The sequence below is a fragment of the Atlanticothrix silvestris CENA357 genome, from assembly GCF_016056295.1.
GTDB classification, from domain to species: Bacteria; Cyanobacteriota; Cyanobacteriia; order Cyanobacteriales; family Nostocaceae; genus Atlanticothrix; species Atlanticothrix silvestris.
The window spans coordinates 12,083-24,483 of the sequence record NZ_JAECZB010000022.1; the positions used below are offsets into that span (position 1 = coordinate 12,083).

The 12,401-nt window shown below is 39.8% G+C and carries 16 protein-coding genes; 10 read left to right on the forward strand and 6 right to left on the reverse strand.

Going from position 1 to position 12,401, the window contains the following annotated elements; translation table 11 throughout:
- Positions 1-124 precede the first annotated feature (124 nt).
- Entirely contained in the window at positions 125-451 is a 327-nt protein-coding gene (locus tag I8751_RS11175) for a (2Fe-2S) ferredoxin domain-containing protein (protein WP_214439234.1), read from the reverse strand.
- A gap of 332 nt (positions 452-783) precedes the next feature.
- A complete protein-coding gene (locus I8751_RS11180; protein ID WP_214439235.1) occupies positions 784-1,758 on the reverse strand; it encodes a cysteine synthase A in 975 nt (324 codons plus the stop codon).
- A 444-nt stretch (positions 1,759-2,202) separates the two neighbouring features.
- Between I8751_RS11180 and I8751_RS29575 the strand changes: the two genes are divergently transcribed.
- Positions 2,203-2,688: a methyltransferase domain-containing protein gene (locus I8751_RS29575; protein WP_318780314.1), complete on the forward strand. Its 486-nt coding sequence runs from the start codon at positions 2,203-2,205 to the stop codon at positions 2,686-2,688.
- Complete coding sequence (locus I8751_RS29580; protein ID WP_225894096.1) at positions 2,646-2,930, forward strand: hypothetical protein; 285 nt, start codon at positions 2,646-2,648, stop codon at positions 2,928-2,930. The genes I8751_RS29575 and I8751_RS29580 overlap by 43 nt, the downstream gene beginning before the upstream one ends.
- Before the next feature lie 192 nt (positions 2,931-3,122).
- Here the strand turns inward: I8751_RS29580 and I8751_RS11190 are convergent, their stop codons facing one another.
- Positions 3,123-3,395 carry a GlsB/YeaQ/YmgE family stress response membrane protein gene (locus I8751_RS11190; RefSeq protein WP_214439236.1) on the reverse strand — a complete coding sequence of 91 codons (273 nt, stop codon included), beginning with the start codon at positions 3,393-3,395 and terminating at the stop codon, positions 3,123-3,125.
- A 711-nt stretch (positions 3,396-4,106) separates the two neighbouring features.
- Here I8751_RS11190 and cysE point away from each other — a divergent pair.
- The 7 genes from cysE (at position 4,107) to I8751_RS11225 (ending at position 8,272) form a co-directional block, all read left to right on the forward strand.
- A complete protein-coding gene (cysE, locus tag I8751_RS11195) occupies positions 4,107-4,853 on the forward strand; it encodes a serine O-acetyltransferase (RefSeq protein WP_214439237.1) in 747 nt (248 codons plus the stop codon).
- A 135-nt stretch (positions 4,854-4,988) separates the two neighbouring features.
- Positions 4,989-5,234: an Asr1405/Asl0597 family protein gene (locus tag I8751_RS11200; RefSeq protein ID WP_214439238.1), complete on the forward strand. Its 246-nt coding sequence runs from the start codon at positions 4,989-4,991 to the stop codon at positions 5,232-5,234.
- A gap of 172 nt (positions 5,235-5,406) precedes the next feature.
- Positions 5,407-5,604, forward strand: coding sequence for a DUF2949 domain-containing protein (locus tag I8751_RS11205; RefSeq protein WP_214439239.1), 198 nt, complete (start codon positions 5,407-5,409; stop codon positions 5,602-5,604).
- A gap of 395 nt (positions 5,605-5,999) precedes the next feature.
- The gene (gene nifV, locus I8751_RS11210; RefSeq protein ID WP_214439240.1) at positions 6,000-7,133 is read left to right on the forward strand and encodes a homocitrate synthase; all 1,134 of its coding nucleotides are present in this window, start codon (positions 6,000-6,002) and stop codon (positions 7,131-7,133) included.
- Positions 7,120-7,407: a nitrogen fixation protein NifZ gene (locus I8751_RS11215; protein WP_214439241.1), complete on the forward strand. Its 288-nt coding sequence runs from the start codon at positions 7,120-7,122 to the stop codon at positions 7,405-7,407. Before nifV ends, I8751_RS11215 begins: the two co-directional genes overlap by 14 nt.
- Positions 7,382-7,585: a putative nitrogen fixation protein NifT gene (gene nifT, locus I8751_RS11220; protein WP_214439242.1), complete on the forward strand. Its 204-nt coding sequence runs from the start codon at positions 7,382-7,384 to the stop codon at positions 7,583-7,585. Before I8751_RS11215 ends, nifT begins: the two co-directional genes overlap by 26 nt.
- A 132-nt stretch (positions 7,586-7,717) precedes the next feature.
- Positions 7,718-8,272, forward strand: a complete 555-nt coding sequence (locus tag I8751_RS11225; RefSeq protein ID WP_214439243.1) for a (2Fe-2S) ferredoxin domain-containing protein — start codon at positions 7,718-7,720, stop codon at positions 8,270-8,272.
- Positions 8,273-8,354: 82 nt separating this feature from the next.
- Here I8751_RS11225 and purU read toward each other — a convergent pair whose 3' ends face one another.
- Positions 8,355-9,209 carry a formyltetrahydrofolate deformylase gene (gene purU, locus I8751_RS11230; RefSeq protein ID WP_214439244.1) on the reverse strand — a complete coding sequence of 285 codons (855 nt, stop codon included), beginning with the start codon at positions 9,207-9,209 and terminating at the stop codon, positions 8,355-8,357.
- 307 nt (positions 9,210-9,516) lie between these two features.
- Between purU and I8751_RS11235 the strand changes: the two genes are divergently transcribed.
- On the forward strand, positions 9,517-9,789 hold the full coding sequence (locus tag I8751_RS11235) for a hypothetical protein (protein ID WP_214439245.1): 273 nt from the start codon (positions 9,517-9,519) through the stop codon (positions 9,787-9,789).
- Between the two features lie 86 nt (positions 9,790-9,875).
- Here I8751_RS11235 and I8751_RS11240 read toward each other — a convergent pair whose 3' ends face one another.
- Positions 9,876-10,499 carry a DUF4340 domain-containing protein gene (locus I8751_RS11240; protein ID WP_214439246.1) on the reverse strand — a complete coding sequence of 208 codons (624 nt, stop codon included), beginning with the start codon at positions 10,497-10,499 and terminating at the stop codon, positions 9,876-9,878.
- Between the two features lie 80 nt (positions 10,500-10,579).
- The gene (locus tag I8751_RS11245) at positions 10,580-12,301 is read right to left on the reverse strand and encodes a GldG family protein (protein WP_214439247.1); all 1,722 of its coding nucleotides are present in this window, start codon (positions 12,299-12,301) and stop codon (positions 10,580-10,582) included.
- Between the last annotated feature and the right edge of the window lie 100 nt (positions 12,302-12,401).

Below are 12,401 nucleotides of genomic sequence, written 5' to 3' on the forward strand. Positions count from 1 at the left end.
GTAGTTCGCCAAGGGAACTTGGCTGGGTTAATGGTAGAAAATTTAGTTCTTTTCTCCCCATGCTCCTCTGCTTCCCCTGCCTCCCCTACCTGCCCTCACCCGTCATTTTCGGGTTGACAGATTACTAGGGATGAAACCGATAATAAAGCATCTGTTTGACCCTTTGGCCACCTAATAGATGTTGTTCTACCACTAGAGGTACTTCTTGCGGTCGAACGCCACTATACCAGACCATATCGGGTAACACTAAAACCATTGGGCCATTACCACATTGTCCCAAACAGCCACTAGCTGTTATTGCTATTTCAGGGACTGATAACTCTACAAAAGCTGCTAACACCTTTACTGCACCTTGCTTTTTACAGGTGCGATTTTGGCACACACGCACGCATTTAGAAGAAGAAATTTGGTCTGTTTGGGGAAAGTTTGATGATTGAATAATATGAGTCATTTTTTAGGTGAACTGGTAGATACACAAAATACTTAGAGGAAAGCATTGGGCATTGGGCATGGGAAATAGGTTATTATCCCTGTTCTGTCACTCTCGGAAAACAATAATCGAAGCAATATTCTGAAACTTTGATTGAGCCAAGCTTTGAGGCTTTATTTTCTAACAGTAACTAAAATTTATAGCCAAAACTTAGAAATTAAAGCCTCGAAAGGCTTTCAGCGATTGGGTTCTCCCAAAGTGATAAAAGAGGGTTATTCTCTTCCCCTGCTTCCTCTGCTCCTCGGTCACTGAGCTTAGCCGAAGTGCTGCTCCTCTGCTTCCTATGTTCTTAACTAATCTACTGAAAGTCCTTTTGAAGCTAGCCATTCACGGTTAAATATCCGTGACTGATACCGGGAACCACTATCACATAAGATAGTGACGATAGTATGTCCTGGGCCTAATTGCTTTGCTAAGGCAACAGCTGCTCCAACGTTAATACCCGTTGAGCCACCCATTAACAGCCCGTCTTTTCGCAGGAGTTGGTAAACAACTCGCAAAGCTTCTGTGTCATCTATTTGAATGGCATCATCAGCGGGTGCGCCTTCCATATTGGTTGTGACGCGACTGTTACCAATGCCTTCGGTGATGGAATTGCCTTCCATTTTGATTTCACCTGTTTTGACATAGCTGTAAAGACCACTACCCAACGGATCGGCAACAACGCATTTGATTGCTGGATTTTGTTCTTTTAGGAACAACCCCACGCCAGCAAAAGTACCACCAGTACCAGTTGCAGCTGTCCATGCGTCAATTTTACCATCTGTTTGTGCCCAAATTTCTGGCCCTGTCGTTTCGTAGTGGGCGCGGCGGTTGGCTAAATTATCAAATTGATTGGCCCAAATTGCGTTCTCCATCTCGCCAGCTATTCTGCCAGATAGTTTGACGTAGTTGTTTGGGTCTTTGTAGGGTACAGCAGGGACGGGACGAACTTCTGCTCCTAGTGTCGTCAGTGCGTCTATTTTTTCTTGTGACTGGGTATCGGGAATTATAATTAGGCATTTGTAGCCTTTAGCATTACAAATATGCGCCAGGCCAATGCCAGTATTACCAGCAGTTCCTTCTACAACAGTACCACCGGGTTTGAGTAAACCTTTTTGTTCTGCGTCTTCAATAATGTAAAGTGCAGCGCGGTCTTTGACAGAACCCCCAGGATTGAGAAATTCTGCTTTTCCAAGGATTTCGCAACCTGTTTCTTTACTAAAGCTGTTTAAGCGAATTAGCGGTGTGTTGCCAATGGTGCTGATAAATCCATCTTTGATATCCATTTTGAATGTACCTGAGTTCTTGTCTATAAAAATTTTGGCTTATAAGGGTGGCAGGTTTTACAGATGTTTCACTTAAAATGCCAATATGCGATCGCCTATTTCTATCTTAAATGTCGCAAGCAGACTGGGACACTGTAGAGTCCGAGATCTCTGCTTGGCGCATGGAATCCTATTGGCTTGAGTAGGACGAATGTATTCTTTTTGACAACAAGCAACCTCATGAAGTGTCTGTTTTTTCAGGCTGAAGGTGGAGTATTTGCAAGGAAAGAAGATTAAATTTAGGGTAGCAAGAGATAGCAAAATTGGTTGTTTTGCCAGATAAAAACGCAATTGGTGAGATAATCCCAAGAGGATATCCTAAAGTGATGCTTACATAAATCTTTTGAGTGAATTAAAGCTTTAGATGTCTATAACAGTACTTTAATTATATTTAGGATAACGCTTGTGACTTCCCCTACTGAGCTAGAACTAAAAATGTATGAAGCCTATGATGCAGGCTATCAAATCTTTCTGGAAAACTGGCAGGTAAATCGCCAAGTTGCTCTCGATTTGATCCAAAAATACCTGAAGCCACATCCTCCACAAGTAGCAGTGTTAAGTGTAGGGGCTGGGCCGGGTGAGTTTGATGTGCAGGTAATACGTACTCTGAAGCAACAGCTACCCAAAGAATTAACACTTCGTTACGTAGCTGTTGAACCGAATCATTTACATCGACAGCGTTACGAACAAAAAATCAACGTTCCAGAGTTTGCCGATGTTAAATTAAAGATTTATCCAGAAAAAATAGAAGAGTTTCAGACAGATGAAAAGTTCGATATTATTCACTTTACCCACTCAATGTATCACATGCCCGATCATGAGAAGCGGCAATGCTACAAATGGAAAAAATGCAGACAATTGTTGAAGAACTTGGATTGTCGTATGAATTAGTAAATTATCCAGAATATATGGATGTCAGGCTTTGCTTTGAAGAGAATTCTCATGGGGGGAAAGCGTTAATGGATTTCTTCTGTCAGGCTGACTCGAATTTACTTTCTCGTGAACAGCGTGAAGAAATTTTATATCTGTTAGCGTCTAAGGTAACTCAACAAGACGGACGTAAACTGGTACCTATCCCTGCTGCAACAATGATGATTCCTAAACAAATCATCAATGATAAATATTATACTTAATTGCTACATTCTCACATTGAAAAATCCACTAAGTGCGATCACATTACTAATTTTGATTATTGGATTGGTCAAAAATAATAGCGCTAACCTCATAATCAGGTTAGCGCTATATTTTTAATTTAATTCAGGGATAAATAATAGTTAATGAGTTCCCTGAAGTTTACTCTTAATTAACTACAACTTATTAACTTTTTACACAGCACTACTACGAGTAATCAAATTCCACAAGAACACAGCAATAATTGCCCCAATAACTGCCACTATAATACCAGGAATACTGAGGCTTGTAGCAGCTAATGCAAATCTTCCTGTACTTAAGAGTACGCCCAAACTACCACCTACGAAAGCCCCAATCATTCCTAATATAATTGTTCCAAGAATTCCACCACCTTGATGACCAGGGTAGATAGCCTTAGCAATAGCACCAGCGATTAGACCTAAAACAATCCAAGCAAGAATGTTCATTTTTATTAGTTGAATAAACGTTTTTAACTATGGTTAATATTATTAATAGGTCTATGGGCATTACATCTATCATCAGAATTAACTATGGTTGACCTAAAGATATACTTGTCACCAAACTAGGGCTTTCAAGTAGAAATGTTACATGGGTTAGCGATTTTTAGCTCCCCTCCAGTATCAACAAATAAGACGCTGTGAAAAGTAACTTATATCGAAGTGTTCTGTCTGTGATCGTCGTATTGAACAACCCAATATCTGCATGAAACGTATACAGACATACAGACAACAAACCCTAAAATAAAATAAAGAAACCTGTTTTTTACTTGCAAAATCATAAAATAGTAATCGTAGCTGAAGATACAGATATTTAGTTGGTTATCTCTTCTACTGCATATTTGTAAACAGCTGAGTACAACTTAATATATCTTAAAATCCCTTGCTTAAATCGCTACAAGTCCTACAGGTAGGGTAATTCAGAGTGAGTACAGAAATTCTTAACCCCTGACCCTAAAAATACTAGTACCCCTATCATGAAACGCTAGCACCCCTACCCCAAGATGAATTTTAAATTTCCCTTAAATCAGGGTTTGAGGTGTGTGAGTACAACCTTAATCAATCCAATAAATCCAATCGACATTGGATGTACTGTCCAGTTGGGAGCCACCTGATATAAGCAGAAAAATAACACATGGCTCTTTCAACCAGACACTACCGATGCAACAGTCCTTAAAAAGTATCAAAAATTCCCAAACTATAATCACGGCGGATTCTCCAAATACATCCCTGCTGAAAAAATTATTCTCTGGCAATATTTTTGAGCCATTATTGAGTGATTTTCAGATTATCTTTGAACGCGACCCAGCCGCCCGTAATTGGCTAGAAGTGGTGTTTTGCTACCCTGGACTGCACGCATTATGTTTGCATCGTATCGCCCATTGGTTACATTGTCGGGGGGTGAGTTTGATCCCGCGTCTGATTTCTCATTGGGGTCGGTTTCTGACAGGGATTGAAATTCATCCGGGTGCAGAGATTGGTAAAGGCGTGTTTATCGACCATGGTATGGGTGTTGTGATTGGTGAAACTGCGATCGTGGGGGACTTTACACTGATTTATCAGGGCGTTACTCTTGGCGGTACTGGTAAAGATAGTGGTAAGCGTCACCCTACCTTGGGTAAGAACGTTGTGGTGGGTGCGGGTGCGAAAGTTTTAGGAAATCTGCAAATAGGCGATCGCGTCCGTATTGGTGCAGGTTCAATAGTTCTGCGCGATGTTCCGACAGATTCTACTGTTGTGGGCGTTCCCGGTCGAATTATCTCTCGCCAAGATAGTGCAAACCTTTGTCCCCTAGAACACGGAAAACTCCCTGATCTCGAAGCAACTGTGATTCGTTCTTTGCTTTCGCGCGTTGAGCAGCTTGAACAAAAACTCAACATTCAAGAGTCAATAACCAAGACTCACTAATACCAATTCGTAATTCGTAATTCGTAATTAAGAAAGCCAGTTCTAGCCTGGATTTCAGAATTTGAATGTGTTGGATTTTAGAGAATTGGTATAACCACTGACAACTGACAACTGACCACTAACAACTAACAACCGATGACAAATAACACCTTAGACGATCAAGTTTTGCAGATACCTTTGAGCGATCGCTGGCGAATCTACCACCGTTTACAAGAGTTGAAAATTTCTTGTTCTTGCCCTGCTGATGGTTCTTTAAGAGTACAGGTAAATACTTTGTTAGAAGCAGTTCTAATCCGTAGCACTGTTATACAATTTCTGGCTACTCGCCATGAATTACTCGATTGGCTGGAGCGTTGCTGGGATTATAGTGCTGAGTGCTAAATAAAAAAGTAAATACATTTTCCTGATTTATCCTGCTGACTTTAAGCAAAGCACGATACAGATTTAGTTTACCTGACACATTCTAAAATTCAAAAAATGAAATTACCAAAATAAATTGGTAATCTCTAGCTTTTAATTTTTTCCTAATCTGAATAAGGTGTACTTCCAAATTATGGTGACTCGTAATAGCGAGATCAAGTTTATCAACTTTTTACATAATGAACTCGCTCTTTCAAATGCAGATATTTCTGTAGCGCTGCGACACCGTGAGTTTGATAATGGGCCGTTACCAATGCTTCTGTGGCAATACGGGCTGGTTAATCTAGAACAACTAGAGCAAATTTTGGATTGGCTAGACGATCAACATTAGTAGTACTTCTACTCGTTTGTAATCTCATCCGAAAAAAACGTTCAATTATATGAGGATACCCCAATGATTTCTAGTTTACTTGCCGGATTTTTTATTTTATTTTCTTTAGGGCTTGCTAATAGCTACTTTAGCTATCTCCTACTAGAAAAAGTTTTGCCTAGCAAGGGTAAAAGCAATTTCTAAATTATACCTGTTTTTGGTTTGCTGTCATACAGATGTGAAGTTAGTAGTTGGGTAATATTAAAGAATCATGAAGATGAACTATTAATTGTGTGAGTTTAGAGCATTTACCATTCAGCATTTGTATTAGGCACTAACCAATACCAGAAATTGCGGAAAGATCAGCTCACAATCCATAAAGATATTAAGAAAAATTCCTAAGAGGGATATTTCAGATGAATGAAATCTTAATTAATGACACTACATTACGTGATGGGGAACAAGCAGCAGGTGTTGCTTTTACCTTTGAGGAGAAATTAGCGATCGCTAAGTTTCTAGATGCCATTGGTGTTCCCGAATTAGAAGTTGGGATTCCGGCGATGGGACAAGAAGAAATGCGCGCCATCTCTGCAATTGTTGACTTGGGGTTGCAAGCCAAACTACTAGGCTGGAACCGTGCTGTCATCTCAGACATCAAGGCTTCAATCGCCTGTGGTCTCAAGCGAGTGCATATTGCTATTCCTGTTTCTGGCATCCAAATCGCCGCTAAATTTCATGGTCAGTGGCGGGTAAGTTTGCAAAGACTCAAAGATTGTATCAGCTTCGCTAGCGATCGCGGTCTTTGGGTAGCAGTCGGTGGAGAAGATTCTTCTAGAGCTGATGAAAACTTCCTCTTGGATGTAGCACTTCATGCTCAAGAATGGGGTGCATCACGATTTCGTTTCTGTGACACTGTAGGGGTTCTTGACCCATTCAGCACCTACACCAAAGTTAAGCGATTGGTTGCAGCTTTATCAATTCCCCTAGAAATCCACACCCACAATGATTTTGGTTTGGCAACTGCCAATGCCTTAGCTGGGATGAAAGCTGGAGCTTTTTCTGTAAATACTACAGTTAACGGATTAGGCGAAAGAGCTGGAAATGCCGCTTTAGAAGAAGTGGTCATGTCAGTCAAACGCATCTATGGCATTGATTTGGGTATTGATACTCGCCGTTTATTGGAATTGTCGCAATTAGTGGCTTCAGCATCAGGTTCTAAAGTGCCACCTTGGAAAGCAATTGTTGGTGAAAATACTTTTGCTCACGAGTCTGGCATTCATGCTCACGGCGTACTGCAAAACCCCCTCACTTACGAACCATTTGCACCCGAAGAAGTAGGTTGGGAACGACGTTTAGTATTGGGTAAACATTCTGGTCGGCATTTAGTTTCTAACATGTTAGAGCAGTACGGTATCTTCCTCAACCCAGAAGAAACCCAGTCTGTTTTGGATGCAGTGCGCCAGCAGTCGGTACAGAAAAAACGCAGCCTCACAACCGAAGAACTATTGAATTTGGTCAGTGAACAGAGGTACTCTCATGCAACGCGATGAATTAGAACTGAATTTAGCTCCCGTTTTTGAAATTGGTGAAAAAGTCAGACTTCGCAAACTGATTAAGAACGATGGTACATTTCCCGGCAAAGAAGTTGGGGCCGTTTTAGCGAACAAGGGAGATATTGGCTACATAGCAAGTATAGGCACATATCTACAAAGTTCCTATATCTATGCTGTGCATTTTTTAGAAACAGGGTTCGTCGTTGGTTGTCAAAAAAAAGAACTAGAATCGGTTGAGGAAACGCATGAAAGTAATGTTACGGATGAATGATGCTGGTACTTTAGTTGTCTATGTTGCCAAAAAAGACCTAGAAGAAGAAGTAGTTAAACAAACAGACGGCAACGATGGAAAGATTCTCACTTTAGCAAATGGCTGGGAATTAGAATTTCGTGAGTTACCTGAACCAGGAAATTTACCTCAAACTGTAGAAGCTAAACGTCTTGCATAGTATTTGTAATTCGTAATTTAGAAAGTCAGATGTAATGTTGGCCTCCAAGCAGAGCATCTGTAGCTTTCTTTTAGAGAGTTAGTATTATGAGTTTTTTTCTAAATCTTCACTGTTCAAAATCTACAATTAAACATGGGTGACAAATATCTGACTTTATCGGAGTTGAATCTTCAGGGACAGTTTTTAGGTTTTATTGGTGATAAACCAGGTAAATCTAAATACTTGCAATTGGCGATTTCATCTGGAAAGGTGCAAGTTAAACTGCCTAAAGAGTTGCGTCGGTCACTAAGTGTATCTTTAGTGCCTGGTGAACCAATTAGTATTTGTGGTATTAGTAAGTTAAACTCACATACAGGTGAAATAAAACTTAAAGCTTATCGAGTCACACCAGTTGCTACGTGCCCAAGTCAAGATTTATCAACTCAACCCCAAGCCCGGATTATGGTGTGTCAAAAGTCTGGTTGCTTAAAGCGGGGCGGTAAAGGGTTTTTGTCAGAATTAGAAAAAACTTTGTGCGATCGCGGTCTGTTAGACAAAGTTACAATTGAAGAAACTGGTTGCCAAAAACGTTGCAGCAGCGCTCCTAACTGTGTACTACAAGTGGGTAAAAAGAAATACAAGAAAATTCGTCCAGAGGCGATCGCCTCGCTGTTAGAAAATCATTTCAATAATTTAGGTATTGACTAAGTCAAACAAATTTGCGTTCCGCGATCGTAGGACAGGTTTTTACTTGCCCTACTTTTCATATTTTTATCGCCCAAATTTTCAATTACTCAAATACTACTGTTCGATTTCCATACACCAAAACCCGATTTTGTAAGTGTAAACGCACTGCTCTAGCTAACACAACTCGCTCTAAATCTTTACCCTTTCTAATCAAATCATCAACTTCATCGCGGTGGCTAACTCGCACCACATCTTGTTCAATAATCGGGCCGGCATCTAAATCAGCAGTGGCATAATGAGCCGTTGCACCAATAATTTTTACACCACGTTCAGATGCTCGGTGATAAGGATTTGCACCTACAAAGGCTGGTAAAAATGAGTGATGAATATTAATAATACGCGGAAATTTAGCAATAAAATCTGCACTAACAATTTGCATATACTTTGCTAAAACAACCAAATCAATTTTGTACTGTTGCAATAATTCTAATTGTTGGGCTTCTTGCTCGGCTTTATGATCTTTAGTAATAGGAATATGGTGGTAGTCAATTCCAAATTGTTCTACTACTTCTTTTAAATGAGGATGGTTGCTGATAATTAGAGGAATTTCAGCGGCAAACTCTTGAGCGCGTTGTCGCCAAATCAAGTCAAACAGACAATGGTCTTGCCGACTTACCCAAATAGCAATGCGTGATACAGTATCGGAAAAGTGCAGTTCCCATTTAGCACCCAAAGGTTGGGCAATGGCATTAAATGCAGGTGCAATAAACTCTCGCGGTAAATTGAAGCCGTCTAACTGCCATTCAATACGGGTGAGAAATAATTCAGCAGCAAAGTCTGTATGTTGATCTGCATGGATAATATTACCGCCATTAGCATAGATAAAATTGGCAATTTTCGCTACTAATCCCCGTTGGTCGGGACAGGAAATTAGCAAAGTTGCGGTAGGATTGGTCATGTTAATGCTGAAAACTAGCTCTATTGTTAAAGACAGCTATTAATTAAGATTCTTAATAAAGTTTTCTCAGATTGGCCTAAATACCAGTTTGAACAACAATAATCAATATTTGACATCCTATGGATGAAAGTGAAATCTATTTTACTGATATTTCTTTTAAGCCAACGTTAATTTTATTAATATAAAACATTACATTGTCGAAGTAACATATAAAGTAAAATTTGTCTATCCTGACGTAAAGTTAGATTTTTTAGAAAAATTAAATTCCTTCACTTAGCTTAATTGATAAATAATTTATGTAAACGTTATGTTACATTTATTTCTCCTTTCTTTAGTAGTAATGGTCTACCTAGTGATGGGTTACTATTTATTTAATGAATGGTTGTTTTTCTTTTTACAAGATGAGGAAATGAGTTTAGAGCAACGCTCTTTTTCTCGGATAATTTTGGTCGTAATGACTATCTTTTGGCCAATAGTAGTCCCATTCGCCTACCTGGAACTATTAAAGTTTCATAAAAAACACAAGAAAGATATTGATCTATTAATCAATCAAGCAGATGGTAGAATTACTGACGATTGATATAAAATAGATAATTATCTACTAATTTATTAATCATTTATTTTTTACTATTAGCAATTTTTAATTCCTAAACATGTATATCTGGATTATTTTTGATTTTCTGGAGTCGGTTGAGGAAGGCTAAGCGAGGGCAGTTTATTACTATTATCGACAGGCTGTTTCCATTCTGATAACTCCCGATTCACTGCATTGTTAAAATCTGTCGAGACTAACAACAAATTGACGTTTTCATTTGGTTGAGTATCTGAATCGGCTTGAGCGTATAAAAAACGGTTATTGAAGTCAGATTTACCTAAAATTAACTGATGGTTTTTTTGATTCTTTAGGTTAATATCAATAGTTGCTAAGGGTTGATCTAAATTAAATTCTCCTAGTTGATTGGCTGGGATTGATAAAGTGCGATCGCTCTTGCCTTCGACCAATAAATCCATCAAATAAGAAACAATAGCATCATTTGCTGGCTCTGATACTGGAGATTTCAGCAGCCACTTGGGGCTATTAGACTGACTATTACGTTCTATATCGATAGTCATATCTTTAGTTTTGACTGTTAAAGATTGCACATCATCAGCAGTAAAAGAGAAAATTTGCTGTTTTTGATCCTTTACTTCTTGGCGCTGAGTTGCACCTTGAATTTCGTAGAAGTAGACAAAACCACCCAAACCCAGCGCTAGCAATATCAAAATTAGAGTAGTTCGTGGAAATTTCATTTTTTGGTTAGTGGTCAGTGGTCAGTTGTTAGTGGTCAGTTGTCAGTGGTAAATAGTTCCGTTTGATCCTCTGCTTTTTCTTAACGTCTTCGCCACCAAATAACGGCCGCAGTTACAAACCCTATTAAGGGTAAAATTAAGAGAGACGACAAGGTTAAAAGACTTGCTTGGACGTTTGTCAAATTTATCCGACGGTTATTTGGTTCTTTGGGGCGAATCGAAAGGGGTTGCTGATCTTGTTGACTCAACCAAGTCACGGAGTTGAGGAAAACATCTCCGTTGAGTTGCTGTTGAAACAAGCCATTAGTGGCAAAATCAGAATTTCCTAAGACTACTAACCGCGCTTCGGTAGCAGGTTGTTCAGATTTTTTTTCAGTTGAGGGAGTAGCTGCAATACTGGGAGTAGGATTAGGCTGACCTTCGGTTGTCGGTGATGGGGTTGGTGCAGCACTGGGAGTAGGACTCGCTTGACCTTCGGTTGTCGGTGACGGTAGCGGTGAAGCAGTGGGCGAAGCTTGGGAAGTGGGGCTAGATTGAGCTTTAGCTGGTAGTTTTTTATGCAAAGCAACGCCTAAAGTTAGAGGCCCTTTGAGGTCTTTATCAGGATTAAACTCTAATTTTTCGTTTTGCAGGTCACTTTCAGCCCAGCTGTTGGGATAGGGTTTCGTTCGCAGCAAAGGAGTAGCTTCAATGCCAGCCACCGGAGTAATTTCTAAAGGTCTTGCTAACCGATAAAAAGAAATACCCTGACCAAAATCTTTAGTAATTGGGTGTTGCCCGTACTCTGTGATGATGGGAGCAGCGGGGCCTAGCCCTACGCCAGCGCCAGAGACATCCACGGCTAAACGATTATCTAAACGAACTCCCCACTCTTGTAATAAACTGTTCAAGTTGGGGTCAGTGTTCGGATCAATCATTAGCAGTAGATTACCACCACCATTGAGATAATTTTGCAAGGCTTTAACTTCGGCATCAAAAAGTTCTCGTTTGGGGCCAGCTACTACCACCACAGCAGCATCTTCAGGAACTTTGGGATTTTCTGTTAAATTCAGGGGTGATGTAGTGTAATTTTTATCGCTTAAACCCTGAGCAGCTTGTGATATTCCACCTTCACCTGTGGAAATGGGATGTTCGCCGTGACCTTGAAGAAAATAAACTTGTGCAGTGGTTGAAGTGGTAGTTTGTTGCAGGCGATTTGTTAATCTGACTTCCGACAGGCGTTCATTTTCATTTACTGTTTGTACTAATTGACGTTTATCTCCAGATTCTAGGTAAACTTCGCCATAATCTTTAACACCAAATTTTTCTGCTAATCCTGGTCTAACTTGCGGATCAACATATTCAAACTGAAAATTAGAACTTTGTCGTTGGTAATTTTCTAGCAATTCCCGATCTTGAGAATTACGATTCACATCAAATATCCATATTTTTACAGGCTGTTGTAAGCCACGTACCAATTCCCGTGATTGGGGAGCAAGGGTAAATAACTGAGTTTCTGTTAAGTCTGCTCGTAAATGGTAGCGAGTACCCAAAAAATTAATTAATCCTAAAATTACTAATACAGCCAAAATGGCAACCAGGGCATTAGTACCAGCTTGAGTAGAACGACTTTTCCACCAGTTACTTTTTTGGCTTTGCCACAATACCCACAACCCGCTGACGACAATTCCCGCAATCAAAAATGCTAAGGAGATTGCTCCCCAGTTTCCAGAAACTAAACCAGATGTTAAGCCCACAACAAATAGGAATGGGCCAAATAAAAATAAATATTGCCAAATTTTCTTTCTTTTGATGGTCTTCATGTTATTTAGTCAATAGTCAAAAATGTAAAATTGTAGTAATTGATTTCGTAGTAAGGGCTTTAGCCCTTTTTTGTAAAGCCTTGCGGGCATGGCTACGCTT